Source organism: Bullifex porci (genome assembly GCF_009695635.1).
GTDB classification, from domain to species: domain Bacteria; phylum Spirochaetota; class Spirochaetia; order Sphaerochaetales; family Sphaerochaetaceae; genus Bullifex; species Bullifex porci.
On sequence record NZ_VUNN01000014.1, the window covers coordinates 15,229 to 31,661 of the forward strand.

Consider the following 16,433-nt stretch of genomic DNA (forward strand, 5'->3'; position numbering starts at 1 on the left):
TGTTCGCTCCAAGAATATTGATAGTAATATATCGCTACTAATTCTTGCAGGTACTAGTGGCGATTATTTTTGTCTTTTTTTCCAATAGTAATTCCAAGCGTAATTGCTGAAATTACTAAACCGATAATCATTATTACTAAACTAAAAGTTTCATAATCTGACATATCAGTCACCTCCTCTAGATAAAGTCTATGGAGGAAAGACCTCCACGCCGTAAGAGCGACATGGAGCGAACAACCGCCTACCGTTTCAAGACAGGCCACACTTTCAATGAAATATTATTACATTGAAAAAGGTCAATAGAATTATTTTAAAATTAAACACAAAAGATAAAATTTCTATTATCACTTTAGTTAGGTAAGAATTTAATTTGCAACCAATAAAATTGTTGATGCAATGAGATTCGAAAGAGTATTATATAAGTAGGAAGTGGCCTGTCGATAGACGGTGTTCGCTCCAAGAATATTGATAGTAATATATCGCTACTAATTCTTGCAGGTACTAGTGGCGATTATTTTTACACTTTTCCAAGGTAGTAATTCCAAGCAATACTTGCTGAGATAAATAAACCCCATTGTTGAATCAATGATTTGATAATTATTTATAGCCACACCTCATTATCATTAAGATTTGGAGGTTTTTATTAAATTAACTTGGGAAAGAAGAAGAGATGCAAGATTAGTACTTCAAAGATTTATTCAAAGTGAGGAGTTTAAGAGCTTAAACCGTCCTGTTCAGCTAGCTATCTTAACTATCAACCCAAGTCTTAAGGAGCCATATTAATATTTTCTTTTTATCCATAATACAGGTCTTCTTAATTCATTTACCCCTAGTACATGTAGACTGTGCAACAGCACCAATATCATAAGATATGGTAAAACAGCAGCAGGACTTATACGATATTGATGTAAGGACTGTGGTAAAACTTTTACCATAATCACAGGAACAATATTTGATCAAAGAAAATTATTGACTCAAAAATTTTAAATTCTTCTTGCCTGCGCTTTGTCACGCTCTTTTCTTTTGAAGTTTTATCAAATCGCTTTATTATACAACTAATTTGCTTATTTTTTTATAAAAAAATGCTTTAGTTATTTGATTTATAGTTGCATTTACCTTTTCATTCGACGTATTGCATGACGAAAACCTTGTCCTATCTCATAGATTCAAGAAAAAGTTCTCTTTAAGCCAACAATCTTATGGGGTGAATTTTATAAAGCGTAAATATTATGTTATATTTACAATTTAATTTGGTATGAGCTTTAAGGCAGCTGGTTTTATCCAACTGCCATATCTTTCATTGCTTATATTGAGAAGCAACAAGCATTTTATCAAATAGCTCTTTTGCTTTATCTCTATTAAGATTTACCAAAGGATCTGAGAGGAATGCTGAGAAGAGCAACTTCTCATCATTGTTCCAAATAGCTTCAAGAGTCATATCCTGGATATCAGATACTCGTCTTACCATATTCTGAACAGCCAAAGGAGGCTCCTTTGATATTATAGGACGAATTGAGTTCTCACTAATAAAACCATTAGATTCAACGATTCTTCCCTTTGGAAGGTATGTAATCTGACCTTCATTAGGAACGTTAATATTGGTATACAGAGTTCTGTCTCCCATAAGTGATCTCAAAATATCTACACCCTCTTCATCTGAAAGCTTAGCCTTTAGCTCCTCATCATTGTAAACCTTAGCCTTCTTTCTCTTATCCTCCTCAACTCTCCATTTATAAGGAGTTCTTACTACTCCATAGCGCCAGAAATCTTCATCAGAATTAAGATAGAACGGCACAAATTCAGCTAAGTGTCTGTCACCAGCGGCACCAAGAGCACCAAAATCTCTTAAAAGGGAAAGAGCAACAATGTGGTCACAATCAAACCACTTCTCTTCCTCAACTCTCTTTTTTGCAACTTCCGTAAGATCCTTATATGTATTTGGATCCTCACTTAGGGCTTTAAGTCTTGGCATAAGATCAATACCACGCCATGAAGCACCTGTAACCCAAGTGAAATGGTTTACACCTGTAATATCTACTTTAATCTCTCTTCTGTCTGGAACAGGAACATCAAACCACTCTGAAACCTTTTCAGCAATGAAGGTCTCAGTATGGAATACCTCATGGCAACAGCCCAAAGCCTTGATCCCTGGGAAAGCTTTATACAAAGCTGCAGTACAGAGAGTCATAGGGTTTGTATAGTTTATTACCCAAGCATTAGGACAAACCTTCTTTATTGTTCTAGCAAACTCAAAGAAGAATGGCAGTGCTCTGCGCGCTCTCATTATTCCTCCTGGGCCTGTAGTATCTCCAACACTCTCCAATATTCCATATTCCTCAGGAAGTAGAAGATCTCCCTTTCTGCACTCAATGTTACCTGGCTCGATAGATATAATTACTAAATCTACACCTTCAAGAGCTTTTTCAAGGTTATCTTCAGCAATAAATTTAAATCTACCTACACTATCGTTGACACGAAAGGTCTGTTCTCCGACAACAACGTTGTTCATTGCTGCCTTGTGGTCTATATCATATAAGACTACAGTTCCATTGGTCATTTTGTTATAAGCCAAGTCCTTGAAGAACTGTATTGCCCAAAGCCTACTTCCTCCTCCAATAATACATATTCGTGTTTCTTTCATATGGCATCCTCCTTTATACAATTTTAGTGCAGTTTATTGAGCACAGAAAGAAGTGTAATCTTGATAATTTGTATCATTTTTTGCACTAGATAAAAATAGTTCTTGCTCCAAACAAGCTATGATTTTATTCTCAAGCTATGATTATTGATGCTCATGCACATATTTTTTCCACACTCTCAGGCTTTGGAGCTGATGGAGAATTAAAGCCCTTAAATAAAGGGAAAGCCATTTGGAGTACTGGGGAAGTTATTCAATTGCTTCCTAAAGAATATGAAAAGACAGAGTTTACACTCTCTTCCCTCTTTTCTGTAATGGATAGCCATTTTATTGATAAAGCAGTCCTATTGCAGGGAGGCTTTCTAGGCTTCGACAACTATGGTGTTATTGAAGCAGTAAAGAGCAATAAGGATAGATTAAGAGGAGCCTTAACGGTAGATCCATTCTGCAGAAATTTAGATAAAATACTTAACTATCTATTATCTCAAGACATCGATGCCTTTAAATTCGAAGTATCTACAGGCTGTGGCTTAATGGGTATACATCCAACATTTCAATTAGATAATGAGCTGATGTACTCCATCTATAAAAGACTCTACTCTAAAGTTAGAACAGTAGCCTTTGACTTAGGTTCTCCTGGAGACGAAAGTCATCAGGTGGTTGCTATAAAGAAAATATCTCAAGATTTCCCATCAATGAATATCGTAGTATGCCATCTCTCTTCTCCAAGAAGGAACCAAGACGAAAACATCAAGAAGGAACTTGAGATGCTGCAAAGAGACAATATCTTCTTCGATACTGCAGCACTATTTTGGAAAACAAGAGTAGAGGAATATCCTTTTGAAACAGCAAGAAGGTATCTTATGTATGCTAAAAACATTGTAGGAGCAGAGCACTTGATGTGGGGAAGCGATATGCCTAGCACTCTAGTCCAGGTTCCTCTTTCTAAGCAGCTTGATTACTCAAAGGGAATTTTCACTGATAAAGAAGAAGAGTGGTATTTTCATAAAACAGCAGAAAAAGTCTACTTCTGATTTTATTAAGTAGGCTTCAGCCTCTTTGCAGTCTCGATGAAAAAAATGTAAAAGCAGAACTAGTTGAATTCTTTATCGTATTTTAACGATAATAATGCTATGGCAAATGGTGAAGAGGACCTAAAGGAAAAGAATAAGGGTCGTGAAATTAAAAACGAAAAAAGATACACAGCCTGGTATAATAGACTCGGTCGTGAGGACAGTGAAATGCTACTAGAGAAGAGTAGCTCCTGGATGAAAAAGAAAAAGAGAGATGAAGATTACTAAGGCTGTGTTATAATTAACACTATGAATAAAAGCATTTATAGTGAAAACCCAGTTGTAGCCCAGCTAGTAGATGGAGAATTAAAGAGCTCTGACTACCAAATATTACACGAAGCAGATATCCAAGAGGTAAAGCTATTTTCACCACTTGGGAAAAGAGTTTATCGTCACTCAATATGTTTACTACTTTCATATGCTGCTGCAGCTCTATATCCAAATAGACACCTTGAAATAGGTCATAGCCTAGGAGATGGCTTCTATTTTACCTTTACAGACCATGAGGTAACAGAGGATGATGTTGAAAGACTAAAGCAAAAGATGGTAGAGACAGTTAATAGTGATATTAAAATTGAAACTAAATATGTCTCCTATCTTGAGGCCTTAAGACTCTTTTCAAAGCCTCAATATGAGCTTTCACTCTCACTATTAAAATCTAGAAACGATAGCACAGTAAAAATAACTACTATCGACGGCTTTTCCTTTATAGCCTATGAGCCAGTAGTGACTCACACATCTTTACTTACTCTTTGGGAGCTAAGAAGGTATGGAAGTGGTATGCTACTTAGATATCCTCAAACTAGAGATATAAATAACATACGAGAGTTTGTTGATAACCCACTACTCTATAAGGTTTTTTCAAAGAGTAGAGAGAATATGAAAATCTTGCACACAAGCTCCTTAGGAGAGCTCAACAAGGAGATAGCAGAGGGTAATATAGAAAGGATTATCACACTATCTGAGGCTATGATGAATAGACAAATATCTCTCATTAGTGAGGAGATAAAGCAAAGAGGAAGCGTAAAAGCAATATTTATAGCAGGCCCATCCTCATCAGGAAAGACAACAAGCTCACTCAAGCTATTTAGAGAGCTTGAAATAATTGGTTATGAACCAGTTAAGATCTCACTTGATGATTACTACCTACCAAGAAACTTAATTCCAAGAGATGAAAATGGAGACTATGATTACGAGGTATTAGAGGCTCTAAATCTTCCTTTAATACAAGATAATATAACATCACTTCTAGAGGGTAAGGAGGTTCATCTACCTTACTATGACTTTAAGAGCGATAAAAGAGGAGAAAGAGCGGAAGCAACACATCTTAAGGAAAACTCAATATTAATTATTGAGGGTATACACGCACTTAATCCTAAATTAGTTCCTTCTCTCGATAGAGCTTTAATGTATAAAATCTATATCAGCTGCTTAACTAGTATTTGTATAGATGAGCACAATAGAATAAGTACTACAGATAATAGAATTATTAGAAGAGTTGTTAGAGATAGTAGGACTCGTGGAATTGATCCAGCTGAGACACTTACAATGTGGCCAAGTGTAGAGCGTGGTGAAAAGAACCACATATTTGTATATCAAAATAATGCTGATAGCATGATTAACTCAAATCTAGCATATGAAATTGCAGCGCTTACTCCATATGCTATCCCACTATTAAGAAGTATAAAGCCAGATAAGGGATATGCATACACTACAGCAAGAAGGATATTAAAGTTCCTAGAGCTATGCTATCCAATTCAAGCTGAGAAAATCCCATCTGACTCTGTGATCCGAGAGTTTATTGGTGGTTCTATCTATGGCGCGATTTAATCGGCCATAGATAGAGGGAAATCTGCTCCAATAGTACTACCCTTTCCAAGAGTACTTTCAACGAATAGCTTTCCACCATGGTATAAAACTGCATGCTTTACGATCGAAAGGCCTAAGCCAGTTCCACCGCTTGCCCTTGAATGACTCTTATCAACACGATAGAAGCGCTCAAAGATACGGTCTAAGCTATCCTTAGGAATTCCTATTCCACTATCCTTTACTCTTAGCTCAAAGGCACTAGGACCTCTCTTAAGAGATATCTCTATAGTACCACCTACCTTATTATACCTAATTGCGTTATCAACAAGGTTGTAAACAATTTCATAAAATAGATGAGGTACACAGTTAAGCTTAATATCATTACAGCTAGTATTAATAGATATCTTTTTATTATCAGCTGCACTCTGAAGTGCATTTACTACATCATCAATTAATGAATAAGCATTTATCTTATCGAACTGCATAGTACTTCCTTCATCAAGCTCAGAGATACTAATACAATCATCGATTAAAGATACTAATCTAGAGGCTTCACTATGAATCTTTGTAATAAAATCCTTTACATCCTCACTCTTAACAACTCCAGCAGAGAGTAGCTCTGAGGAAGCTAAAATAGTTTGTAAAGGTGTCTTTAGCTCATGAGAAACATTAGCGCTAAACTCTCTTCTCAGCTCCTCTGCATGTGCCTTCTCTGTGATATCTAAAAATAGTAAGCAAAAGCCAATTGCTCTATCATGTTCACAAATCGGTGAGATAACTAATGAGTACTCAAAGCCATTCTTTGAATATAAGGTTTCAACCTTAATACCCTCATGGCTTCTCTTTAAAGCTTCGACAAAGGAAATATCACGTTCAAGTGTTAAAATATCCTTACCATACCCACTTTTATCTATAGAAAAGAGTCTCATCGCAGCCTTATTCATAGAGACGATATTATCATCGCTATTGAGTAAAACTAGCGCCTCACTCATATTATCTGTGATACCTTCAAACTCTCTCTTTCTCTTAGTTAGCTCTGCAATTTTTGATTTAATCTCCTTTTGCTGAGCATCAATTTTAACTAAAAGTGGGGAAAGCTCATCATAGGTATCATTCTTTAGTGGCTCATCAAGGTTTAAGCAATTTAAAGGCTGAATAATCTTACTAGAGAGCTTCTTTGAAACAATAATAGCTATAATTACAGCTACAATAAATACTAATACCATCCAAGGTATTAATGATAAAAGCTGCATTAATATAGAGCTTCTAGTAGCAGATACTCTAATTATTGAGCTATCAGCTAATCTACTAGCTGCATAAATTGTACTAGCTGCAAGTGTTGATGAATATCTTCTGCTAGAGCCATAGCCATATAGGGAGGCCATTTTAATTTCCTCTCTATCACTATGGTCCTCTAAGGAAGATACATTTACAGCATTATCAAAGAGGACTGTTCCATTATTAGATATCCAAGTAATTCTATAATCCTGGACATCTAAGCTTTCAAGGTAATCAAGACCTCCATCCTCAACTGCATTTCCTAAAACCTTAGTTTCAGCTCTAAGTCTCTCCTCCTCAGACATCTCAAAGCTTAAATTAACAGCTAAGAGAACAGCAACTAAGGAAAAGAGCATTATAAAAACAGCAGTTACTAAAATTGCTCTAAATATCGTTTTGTTCATGGAACTTATAACCTACCCCTCTAACGGTCTCTATTAAAAGACCCTTTGCACCAATCTTTTGTCTTAGAGTTTTAATATGTGCATCGACAGTTCTAGTCTCACTTAAGGATGATAATCCCCAAATTTTTACAAGTAAATCATCACGAGAAAATACTATCTCAGGACTGCGCATCAAAAATAGTAGTAGCTCATACTCCTTAAGTGTTAAGACTACACTTTGGCCATCAACCTTAACCTCATGCTGGGAAGTATCAATTTCGATACCACAGAGCTTTACCTTACTATCACTAATATTTCCTGCTCTTCGAAGTACCGCTTTAATTCTAGAAACCATCTCCATCATACCAAATGGCTTAACTAAGTAGTCATCTGCACCAAGATCTAAGCTCTCTACCTTATCAAACTCACTACCCTTAGCTGTTGCCATAATGATAGGTACGTTCATATTCTTTCTTAGCTCTTTTAAGATAGTAACTCCATCCTTATCAGGAAGCATTATATCTAAAATAATGAGCTCAGGACGCTTTGTTTCAAGCTCCTTAAATAAGGAAGATGCGTCTGCGCAGCCAATAGCCTCAAAGCCAACACTCTTTAAGGTGTATAGCTCTAATGAACGAATACTATCATCATCTTCAACAACAATAATCATGCAATTCTCCTTTATCCAGCATAGATAGCCCATTTAGCTACATTTACTGCATGGTCACCTATTCTCTCTAGATATTTAGCACACATCATTAAATCTGTGATGCTTTCGCCATCGACCTCTTCCTTATCAATAGAAGAAATAACCTTCTTCTTAATCTTTAAGAAAAAATCATCGATTATATTATCATATTCGATCATTTCTTTAGCAAGCGCCTTATCACGACGAACAAAGGCATCAAGAGCAGAACGTACCATAAAGATTACACCATCACCCATCTTTTCAATTAGGTGTAGACCCTCATCATCTCTTTTATTAATGTACATAGCTGTCTCTGCTATATCTGCAGCATTATCCCCGATTCTTTCTAAATCTGTAACCATTTTTAACGATGCAGAGATATACTTTAAATCACCTGCTACAGGCTGCTGTAAAAGTAATATTCTAATACAAAGGTTCTCGAGCTCTCTTTCCTTTTGGTTTATCTCATCCTCAAGAGTTCTAACCTCAGCTAAATCAAAATCCTTAACACCAATAGATGCAACACACTTTGTAATAATAGCTTCACAAAGGGAGCCCATCACAATTAACTCTTTCTCAAGAGAGTTAAGTTGCTTTAAATAAGTACTTCTCATATCAACCAAATCTCCCTGTTATATAATCTTCAGTCTTCTTCTCCTTTGGAGATGAAAACAGCTCTTCAGTCTTTCCAACCTCAATTAAATTACCAAGCAAGAAGAAAGCTGTTAAATCACTAATTCTTAATGCCTGCTGCATATTATGAGTAACGATTACAATCGTATACTTATCCTTTAAGGTAACAACTAGCTCTTCAATCTTTGAGGTGGAGATAGGATCGAGGGCACTAGTTGGTTCATCCATTAACAATACCTTTGGCTTTACTGCAAGAGCACGAGCAATACACAATCTTTGCTGCTGACCACCAGATAAACCTAAGGCACTCTTCTTTAAGCGGTCCTTTACCTCATCCCAAAGGGCAGCTCCCTTAAGTGATGATTCAACTAGCTCATCTAGGACAGCCTTATTTTTAATACCATGAGTTCTAGGGCCATAAGCAATGTTATCGTAAATACTCATCATAAAAGGATTAGGCTTCTGGAATACCATACCAACATCCTTTCTAAGCTCATTTACATCAACATCAGAGGCATATATATCCTTACCATTATATAAAATCTGACCTGTTACCTTTACACCATCAATTAAATCATTCATACGATTAAGTGTCTTTAAAAAGGTACTCTTTCCACATCCTGAAGGACCGATAAGCGCAGAAACACTATTCTCTGGAAATGATAGATTAATATTCTTTAATGCTTGATGGGATGAGTAAAATAGATCAAGATTTTTACTTTCAATAATATTCATTAGTTTCTCCTCTCAAAGTGACGCTCTAAGAAAAATGTAATAAGATTAATCAAGATTGTTAGAATTAGTAGTATAGCGGCAATTGCAAAGGCAACTCCAAACTCACCCTGCTCCTTTGCATAAACGTAAAGTGCTACAGTTAAGGTAGCGCCCGATGAGCCAAGTGCTGTGAAGTAATTATTTAATGTGTGTGCAAAGCCCATAGTAAATAGAAGGGCAGCACTTTCACCTAAAATTCTTCCGATAGAGAGGATACAACCAGTTAATATACCCTGTATGGAGGAAGGAAGTACTACAGTTCTAACTACTCTCCACTTTCCAGCTCCCAGTGCGAAGGCACCCTCTCTATAGCTATTTGGAACTGTCTTTAAGCTCTCTTGAGTAGTTCTGATAACAGTTGGAAGTGTCATCATAACTAAGGTTAAGCTACCAGATAAAAGGGAGGTTTTTAATCTTAAGAACTGACAGAATATTAACATACCTGCAAGACCATAGATAATTGAAGGGATACCAGCAAGAGTTTCTGATGCAAAGTCGATAAGGGAGGTAAGCTTTCTATTTGTTGCATACTCATTTAAGTAAATAGCAGCACCTACTCCCAATGGAAGAACAACTATTAATGTTGTGATTACAAGATAAATTGTATTAACAATATCAGGAAGGATTCCAATTCTCTCCTCAAGATATGATGGAGATGTGCTTAAGAGCTGCCAAGAAATGTTCTTGGCACCTTTAACTAAAACATAACAAACCAAAGAAAAAGATAGTAAACCAACTAATATAATACTGATGTAACAAAAAATCTTCATGTAGATATCAAAAGGTTTTTTACGCATCTTTATTCTCCCTTCTAAGAACCATCAGAATACCATTGATGATCATGATAAAGCAGAATAGTACTAGAGCAATTGAGAAGAGTGCTTGTCGCTGTAAGCCCGATGAATAGGACATTTCAATAGCAACAGCAGTAGTTAAATATCTAACACTCTTGAATATTGAAGGCATATTAGCAACGTTACCAGCTACCATCATAACTGCCATAGCTTCACCGATTGCACGACCTATACCTAATACTACTGAAGTTAAAATACCACTTCTTGCAGCTGGTACACTGACTCTAAAATAGGTCTCAATTTTAGTAGCTCCTAAGGCTAAGGATGCTTCCTCATAATCCTTTGGAACAGCCTCAAGGCTTGTTAAGGAAACCTTAATTACAGTTGGAAGAATCATGACAGCAAGTACTATTATTGAAGCAAAGAGAGAAGCACCATCTGGTAGATTAAAAACAGTTCTAACAAATGGAACTAGTACTAACATACCAACTAAACCATATACAACAGATGGGACACCTGAAATAACACCGATAATTACAACAAATATATCTCTAATCCTTTTAGGAGCCATTTTGGCAAGGTATACAGCTGAAAAGAACCCAATTGGAAGACCTATTATCAGGGAGCCTATTGTTCCCCAAATAGTAGTTAAGATAAAGGGTAATATTCCAAACTGAGGATCAGACCCTGTACTTCTCCAAACTTTACCAAACATAAAGTTAATAAAACCTATCTCACCGATAGCAGGTACACCTGATACGATGAGATAGACAGTGATTAGAAGTACGAAGAGAACTGAGACCAATCCTAAGAGAGTGAAGATTATGCCTATAGCTCTTTCTTTCATACTAGTGGTATTGCACCTGCCTTTGAGATAATTGGGGCAGCTTCACTGCTAAGAGACCAATCGAAGAACTTCTGTGCTGTTGCACTTAAAGCCTTATTCTCTACTGTAACCATTACAAAAGGACGCTGAACCTTGTAGCTACCATCCTTAATTGTGTATTCGCTAGGTGCAACGCCATCTACGCTTACAGCCTTAACATTAGACTTTACAGAAGAGAGAGATGCATATCCAATTGCATTTTCATTTGATGCAACTGTTGCAATTACATCACCAGTACTTGTTAATTCCTGACGATATACACACTTATCACTTGTACCTGTGATAGACTCAAAACCATCTCTAGTACCAGATCCAGCTTCACGACCGATTACTACGATCTGGCTATCAGCACCACCTAACTCCTTCCAGTTAGTAATCTTACCTGTGAAGATATCAGATAAGTCACTTAAAGAAAGATCTGAAATGTTATTACTTGGGTTTACAACAATTGCAATACCATCGATTGCAAGAACTGTGCCCTTTAAGCCGCTTGCAATCTCGCTATCCTTTAATGCTCTTGAAGAAAGACCGATATCGCATCTTCCTTCACTTACAGCCTGAATACCAGAAGAAGATCCTGTTGGGTTATATGTGAAATTTACACCCTGATTATTGCTCATAAAAGCTTCGCCTAATGAGCCAATTACCTTTTCCATTGATGTTGAACCATCTGTAGAAACACTACCTGCAGCTTCAGCTGCACCAGAAGCAAATACACTTGTGAGTGCTAATGTTACGATTAAAATAGATATAATAAGTTTTTTCATTTTTATATCCTCCATGTGTTCGAAGAATATAATAGGATTGTGAAATCAAAAGGGTATAAATTGTAAAATAATAGTAAAATAAATAAATATATTTAATATTTATAAATACAATAATAGCCTTCTAAAATGCCAAGACGTAAAAACTCACGAATAATCTATCGTAAATACAAAAAGCCTCATTCCAATATAAAAGGAAGAAGATAGAATGGTTTTAAAAATAGTTCGCCTTTTTTACCTGAATCCTTTTGAGAAAGTATATATGAGTGTAGAATCTGTTTCGAGTATTTTTGACAAAAAGCGGTTATGGATTCATGCTTTCCCATACCAGATGATTTAACTTCAAAGGCGATGATCTTACTTCCTTTCGAAATTAGGAAATCCACCTCATAATAATGAGTACTGTCTTTTTTTTCCCAGGTATGGTAATAGAGTTCTCTTCCCGAAGCAGTAATCATCTGTGCAACAAGGTTTTCATATAGAAAGCCTAGGTTAGAAGGCAGTTTATCAGAAAGAAGCTTTGAGTAAATAATATTCTCTGTTTCTGGTCTATCCATAAACATCTGAGTGACAAAAAGTCCAGTATCTGCACAATAAAGCTTATACGAGTCAAAATCCTTTGTATCACATAAGCTAACACCAGGATCTGTTGTATTATAACAAGGAATAACCGTCTTTGAATCGATTAGGTTGTAAAGAAATTCTTCTGTCTTTGCATTGTTCCTCTTCTCGATTGCAGTTGAGATTCTATACTTTTTAGCACCCATCGCTAGCTGAGCTGGTATTGACTTATACATCATAGACATCCTACCAGAGGCATCCAGCCTTCTGAAATCTTCCTCGTATAAGTTTATAATCTGCCTTTTGATAGCATCTATCTGAGTAAAGTTTTTTCCCTCTACATAGGCTTCTACAGCCTGAGGCATTCCGCCAACAGCCATATAAATCCTAAGATCACGCATCAGCTTACGATTAGTTGATTGACCTAATCCTTTATCAGAGCAGGAGAGATTTCTCAAAATCTCATAGTTATTGCCTGTAGCAAGGCAGAATTCCTCATAGTCCATAGGATATACTTCAATCTTCATCTCCTCAGAAGGAATCAAAATATCCTTTACATTCTTTTTTATTGAAATTAGGGAACCTGTTTCTAAGTAGTGATATCTTCCATCATGTACAAGATGCTTGATGGCCTGCCTTGCCTTAGGAAAAAGCTGTACTTCATCAAAAATAATAAGAGACTTATTCTTATAGAGCGTTACTCCTGTCTCTGACTGAAGGCGAAGAAAGAAAATATCTAGATTTCCAATATCTTCAAAAATCTTTTTTATGCTTTGTGATTCTTTTGAAAAATCAATAAGGATATAAGACTGATACTCATTTTTTGCAAAGCATTCTGCTATTGTTGATTTACCTACTCGTCTTGCTCCTTCCAGCATGACAGCATATTTATCAGCAAAATCATTTTTCCACTTCAATAACATATCATAGGCTTTTCTTTTGAAATACATGCTTTATAACCCCTAATATACATTTCTTCAATATTAATTATAAGAAATATGTACATTTCTTCAAGATTATTTTTTGATAAATTGTACGTTTCTTCAAGATTATTTTTTATAAATTGTACGTTTCTTCAAGATTTTTAATAAATAATGTACCTATCCCCTGTAGCTGAGGCTATAATTACAGCTATTTTTATGAGCAATAATTTACATGATGGATAAAACTAAATGCTTTGAAGAAATTTACTTGAGAAAAGGATTTAAAGTTTTTCAATAAAAATTAATTAAATATTTTTAACAGCCTTTTTATGGGTAGAAATATGCTTTGTTAACATCAAAGTCATTCATTTTGAAAAATAAGACTTTGTAGTACCAATCTCCTCTAAAGTTATACCTAGTTAAAGATGAGGATACTATACAGTACACGCTCTTTATCGAAGTTTTTTATAATATCTCAGTAAGTTTGCTAAAAAATAAAAAACCCTAGAGTTTTGTGCTCCAGGGCTTTGTCTCTCTTTAATCCTGTCTTTGATCGCTCTTTGTTTTTGAGGGCAGCCGTCAAAGAACGGTGAGGTGTAAATCCAGTATTGGGAATGGTGGATATACTACTCTGTTTCCAGTATGTGGCCAGGTTTCCTCTGACAAGATAAATGAAAACTAAAAAGTTATTATTTGCTGTAGTACTCAACAACGTACTGGTCGTTAACTTCTACAGGAATCTCGCTTCTTTCAGGAAGTCTTGTGAACTTACCAGAGAACTCGTCCTCATTCTTCTCAAAATATGGAAGATTGAAGTTTGGATGACCAAGGAAGCAGTCTCTGAAGTGCTCGTTCTTTCTTGAGCTCTCCTTGAGTGAAACTACATCGCCGACCTTGAGTTCGTATGATGGGATATCAACCTTCTTGCCGTTAACCAAGATGTGTCCGTGTGAAACAAGCTGGCGAGCAAGACGGATAGAGTTACCGAAACCAATGCGGTAAACTGCGTTATCAAGTCTTCTTTCGAGCTGAATAACAAGTGCATCACCTGTCATCATATCGCTCTTAAGAGCCTTTTCATAGTAGTGGTGAAGCTGTCTCTCAAGAACACCATAATAAGCCTTGAGCTTCTGCTTCTCTGTGAGCTGCTTACTGTATTCAGTAGGCTTCTTTCTCTTTGCGAATGCTGGTGAACCAGCTCTCTTCATTGCCTTGGGATGTCCACATACATTAACACCAAGTCTTCTGCACTGCTTAAATCTAGGAGCCATGTTTCTTGCCATAGATTTATACCCTCCGAAAAATTATAATGACGCTAGCAAAAAAACCAGCTTGGATAGAATACAAAATATAATGCTTCAGCGTCAATAGTTATTTAATTACTAACACCCGAGTTGGATAGAAAAATTTCATAATTTTCTCTGAGAAAATAACACCTAAAATCTCATTAGTAGTTCCATAGTGGTTAACAGCTAAGCCAACAATTGAAAAAAATAGTAGCGGAATATAGATAATACAAAGAGTAAATGTAAGACTTTGGTATTTTTCACCATTAATAGCTACACTACACTCTAAGGGTGGAAGAATAAAATGGGCAAAGATAACACCTAAAAGCCCCCAAAAGAGAGAGTATATTAGATTAACTCTTCCATCTATATTTAAAAAATGTGAGGAGTAGTCCCAGCTAATAGTGTTAAAAAGTAGCTCCTCAAGGTATGAAAACAAAAACTCTGAAATTGTACAGCTAATAAGTGCAAATATATAAATTGAAAATAAACTCTTATGCTTTAAAGCATAAAGTGTAATTAAAAGAGCTCCTAAGCCATATATTGGATTACACAAAGGGAAAAACATCACGCCACTCTTCCACTGTAGTGATCCACGTATTAAATATGTCCAAAGAGTTTCCCAAATACCACCAATAGTGCCACCTAGGAAAAAGACTGTAATTAAAAGATTTTCCTTATATTCCTTATTCATCAAAAAACTCCACATGTATAGATGCATAATCTATGCCATGTGGAGCTTTTAGTATTTTTTACCAACTAGTTATTAAATCTGAAGTGCATGATGTCGCCATCCTGAACGACATAATCCTTACCCTCAAGGCGAAGCTTACCAGCCTCCTTAACCTTTAGCTCAGAGCCATAGGTAAATAAATCCTCACAGTTATAAACCTCAGCCTTAATAAAGCCCTTCTCAAAGTCTGTATGAATTACACCAGCACATCTTGGAGCCTTATCACCTGCATGGAAGGTCCAAGCTCTATCCTCATCAGAGCCCGCAGTAAAGAAGGTTCTTAAGCCCAAGGTCTCATATGCGCTTCTAATTAAATGGTTTAAACCACTTTCCTCAAGTCCAACAGCCTCTAAGAACTCATTCTTCTCCTCTTGAGTATCTAGAGCGGCTATCTCACTCTCAATTTTTCCACAGATAACTACTACCTTAGAGCCTTCCTTAGCAGCAATTTCCTTTACTGTCTTAACGTAATCATTTTCCTCTAGAATAGAGTCCTCATCTACATTACAAACATAGATAACAGGCTTCATAGTAATTAAGTGAAGATCATAAAGAGCCTTTATCTCATCCTCATCTGTAATAACAGAGCGTGCCTGTATACCCTCAGAGAGAGCTGCCTTAAGCTTATCTAAAATTGGAAGATAAAACTCATTTTCCTTCTGCTGCTCTTTATTTACTCTACCCATTCTACTCTGCTTTTCATATCGCTTTTCAACGGTCTCTAAATCTGCAAGAGCAAGCTCAATATTAATTGTCTCAATATCATTAGTTGGATCAATTCTTCCATCAACATGGATAATATCACTATTATCAAAGCATCTAACAACATGAGCAAGAACTCCTACTTCACGAATAGATGCTAAAAATCTATTACCAAGGCCCTCACCCTTACTTGCACCCTTTACTAAGCCCGCAATATCTACAAACTCAACAGTTGCAGGAATTACCTTTGCAGGTGGAATAAGCTCTACAATCTTATCTAATCTTTTATCTGGAACAGCTACCATTCCGATGTTTGGGTCGATTGTACAGAAAGGATAGTTTGCAGCCTCTGCTGGAGCAGAGGTTACTGCTGAAAATATAGTTGATTTACCGACGTTGGGAAGTCCAACGATACCACAGTTTAATGCCATTATTTTAACCTCTCTGAAAGATTAATCCAAAACAGCACTCTTCACAATACCCTACAGTTTCGTTAACATTACTTAAA

General features: G+C 36.2%; 16 protein-coding genes. 4 read left to right on the top strand and 12 right to left on the bottom strand.

Translation table 11 applies throughout. From position 1 onward, the window contains the following. Positions 1 to 630 precede the first annotated feature (630 nt). Positions 631 to 783 carry a hypothetical protein gene (locus tag FYJ80_RS07560; RefSeq protein ID WP_154425601.1) on the top strand — a complete coding sequence of 51 codons (153 nt, stop codon included), beginning with the start codon at positions 631 to 633 and terminating at the stop codon, positions 781 to 783. Positions 784 to 1,297: 514 nt separating this feature from the next. Here FYJ80_RS07560 and FYJ80_RS07565 read toward each other — a convergent pair. Then, entirely contained in the window at positions 1,298 to 2,641 is a 1,344-nt protein-coding gene (locus FYJ80_RS07565) for a family 4 glycosyl hydrolase (RefSeq protein WP_154425603.1), read from the bottom strand. Between the two features lie 137 nt (positions 2,642 to 2,778). On the opposite strand from FYJ80_RS07565, the gene FYJ80_RS07570 reads away from it, so the two are divergent. The 3 genes from FYJ80_RS07570 (at position 2,779) to FYJ80_RS07580 (ending at position 5,541) form a co-directional block, all read left to right on the top strand. Beyond that, positions 2,779 to 3,672, top strand: coding sequence for an amidohydrolase family protein (locus FYJ80_RS07570; protein WP_154425605.1), 894 nt, complete (start codon positions 2,779 to 2,781; stop codon positions 3,670 to 3,672). A gap of 99 nt (positions 3,673 to 3,771) precedes the next feature. Beyond that, positions 3,772 to 3,939 carry a hypothetical protein gene (locus FYJ80_RS07575; RefSeq protein ID WP_154425607.1) on the top strand — a complete coding sequence of 56 codons (168 nt, stop codon included), beginning with the start codon at positions 3,772 to 3,774 and terminating at the stop codon, positions 3,937 to 3,939. 21 nt (positions 3,940 to 3,960) lie between these two features. After that, entirely contained in the window at positions 3,961 to 5,541 is a 1,581-nt protein-coding gene (locus tag FYJ80_RS07580; RefSeq protein ID WP_154425609.1) for a uridine kinase family protein, read from the top strand. Here FYJ80_RS07580 and FYJ80_RS07585 read toward each other — a convergent pair. The 11 genes from FYJ80_RS07585 to ychF all read right to left on the bottom strand — a co-directional run bounded on the left by FYJ80_RS07585 (position 5,538) and on the right by ychF (position 16,356). Further along, a complete protein-coding gene (locus FYJ80_RS07585; protein ID WP_154425611.1) occupies positions 5,538 to 7,202 on the bottom strand; it encodes a sensor histidine kinase in 1,665 nt (554 codons plus the stop codon). The genes FYJ80_RS07580 and FYJ80_RS07585 overlap by 4 nt on opposite strands. Beyond that, positions 7,183 to 7,851 carry a response regulator transcription factor gene (locus tag FYJ80_RS07590; protein ID WP_154425613.1) on the bottom strand — a complete coding sequence of 223 codons (669 nt, stop codon included), beginning with the start codon at positions 7,849 to 7,851 and terminating at the stop codon, positions 7,183 to 7,185. Before FYJ80_RS07590 ends, FYJ80_RS07585 begins: the two co-directional genes overlap by 20 nt. A gap of 11 nt (positions 7,852 to 7,862) precedes the next feature. After that, complete coding sequence (gene phoU / locus FYJ80_RS07595; protein ID WP_154425615.1) at positions 7,863 to 8,483, bottom strand: phosphate signaling complex protein PhoU; 621 nt, start codon at positions 8,481 to 8,483, stop codon at positions 7,863 to 7,865. 1 nt (position 8,484) lies between these two features. Next, positions 8,485 to 9,237 (bottom strand): phosphate ABC transporter ATP-binding protein PstB, encoded by a 753-nt coding sequence (gene pstB, locus FYJ80_RS07600; protein ID WP_154425617.1) that lies wholly within the window; start codon positions 9,235 to 9,237, stop codon positions 8,485 to 8,487. Continuing rightward, positions 9,237 to 10,073: a phosphate ABC transporter permease PstA gene (gene pstA, locus FYJ80_RS07605; protein WP_154425619.1), complete on the bottom strand. Its 837-nt coding sequence runs from the start codon at positions 10,071 to 10,073 to the stop codon at positions 9,237 to 9,239. Before pstA ends, pstB begins: the two co-directional genes overlap by 1 nt. Then, positions 10,066 to 10,917 carry a phosphate ABC transporter permease subunit PstC gene (gene pstC / locus FYJ80_RS07610; RefSeq protein WP_154425621.1) on the bottom strand — a complete coding sequence of 284 codons (852 nt, stop codon included), beginning with the start codon at positions 10,915 to 10,917 and terminating at the stop codon, positions 10,066 to 10,068. Before pstC ends, pstA begins: the two co-directional genes overlap by 8 nt. Further along, on the bottom strand, positions 10,914 to 11,723 hold the full coding sequence (locus FYJ80_RS07615) for a phosphate ABC transporter substrate-binding protein (protein WP_154425623.1): 810 nt from the start codon (positions 11,721 to 11,723) through the stop codon (positions 10,914 to 10,916). Before FYJ80_RS07615 ends, pstC begins: the two co-directional genes overlap by 4 nt. A gap of 176 nt (positions 11,724 to 11,899) precedes the next feature. Then, positions 11,900 to 13,231, bottom strand: coding sequence for an ATP-binding protein (locus FYJ80_RS07620; protein WP_154425625.1), 1,332 nt, complete (start codon positions 13,229 to 13,231; stop codon positions 11,900 to 11,902). Between the two features lie 662 nt (positions 13,232 to 13,893). Further along, positions 13,894 to 14,487, bottom strand: coding sequence for a 30S ribosomal protein S4 (gene rpsD / locus FYJ80_RS07625; protein ID WP_154425627.1), 594 nt, complete (start codon positions 14,485 to 14,487; stop codon positions 13,894 to 13,896). Between the two features lie 88 nt (positions 14,488 to 14,575). Beyond that, complete coding sequence (locus tag FYJ80_RS07630) at positions 14,576 to 15,184, bottom strand: putative ABC transporter permease (protein WP_206361024.1); 609 nt, start codon at positions 15,182 to 15,184, stop codon at positions 14,576 to 14,578. A 65-nt stretch (positions 15,185 to 15,249) separates the two neighbouring features. Beyond that, complete coding sequence (ychF, locus tag FYJ80_RS07635; RefSeq protein WP_154425631.1) at positions 15,250 to 16,356, bottom strand: redox-regulated ATPase YchF; 1,107 nt, start codon at positions 16,354 to 16,356, stop codon at positions 15,250 to 15,252. Positions 16,357 to 16,433: the final 77 nt, after the last annotated feature.

Excerpts from the sequence above, each read along its gene's own strand:
- FYJ80_RS07565 (WP_154425603.1), bottom strand. The coding sequence starts at position 2,641 with ATGAAAGAAACACGAATATGTATTATTGGAGGAGGAAGTAGGCTTTGG.
- FYJ80_RS07570 (WP_154425605.1), top strand. The coding sequence starts at position 2,779 with ATGATTATTGATGCTCATGCACATATTTTTTCCACACTCTCAGGCTTT.
- FYJ80_RS07575 (WP_154425607.1), top strand. The coding sequence starts at position 3,772 with ATGGCAAATGGTGAAGAGGACCTAAAGGAAAAGAATAAGGGTCGTGAA.
- FYJ80_RS07580 (WP_154425609.1), top strand. The coding sequence starts at position 3,961 with ATGAATAAAAGCATTTATAGTGAAAACCCAGTTGTAGCCCAGCTAGTA.
- FYJ80_RS07585 (WP_154425611.1), bottom strand. The coding sequence starts at position 7,202 with ATGAACAAAACGATATTTAGAGCAATTTTAGTAACTGCTGTTTTTATA.
- FYJ80_RS07590 (WP_154425613.1), bottom strand. The coding sequence starts at position 7,851 with ATGATTATTGTTGTTGAAGATGATGATAGTATTCGTTCATTAGAGCTA.
- phoU (WP_154425615.1), bottom strand. The coding sequence starts at position 8,483 with ATGAGAAGTACTTATTTAAAGCAACTTAACTCTCTTGAGAAAGAGTTA.
- pstB (WP_154425617.1), bottom strand. The coding sequence starts at position 9,237 with ATGAATATTATTGAAAGTAAAAATCTTGATCTATTTTACTCATCCCAT.
- pstA (WP_154425619.1), bottom strand. The coding sequence starts at position 10,073 with ATGCGTAAAAAACCTTTTGATATCTACATGAAGATTTTTTGTTACATC.
- pstC (WP_154425621.1), bottom strand. The coding sequence starts at position 10,917 with ATGAAAGAAAGAGCTATAGGCATAATCTTCACTCTCTTAGGATTGGTC.
- FYJ80_RS07615 (WP_154425623.1), bottom strand. The coding sequence starts at position 11,723 with ATGAAAAAACTTATTATATCTATTTTAATCGTAACATTAGCACTCACA.
- FYJ80_RS07620 (WP_154425625.1), bottom strand. The coding sequence starts at position 13,231 with ATGTATTTCAAAAGAAAAGCCTATGATATGTTATTGAAGTGGAAAAAT.
- rpsD (WP_154425627.1), bottom strand. The coding sequence starts at position 14,487 with ATGGCAAGAAACATGGCTCCTAGATTTAAGCAGTGCAGAAGACTTGGT.
- FYJ80_RS07630 (WP_206361024.1), bottom strand. The coding sequence starts at position 15,184 with ATGAATAAGGAATATAAGGAAAATCTTTTAATTACAGTCTTTTTCCTA.
- ychF (WP_154425631.1), bottom strand. The coding sequence starts at position 16,356 with ATGGCATTAAACTGTGGTATCGTTGGACTTCCCAACGTCGGTAAATCA.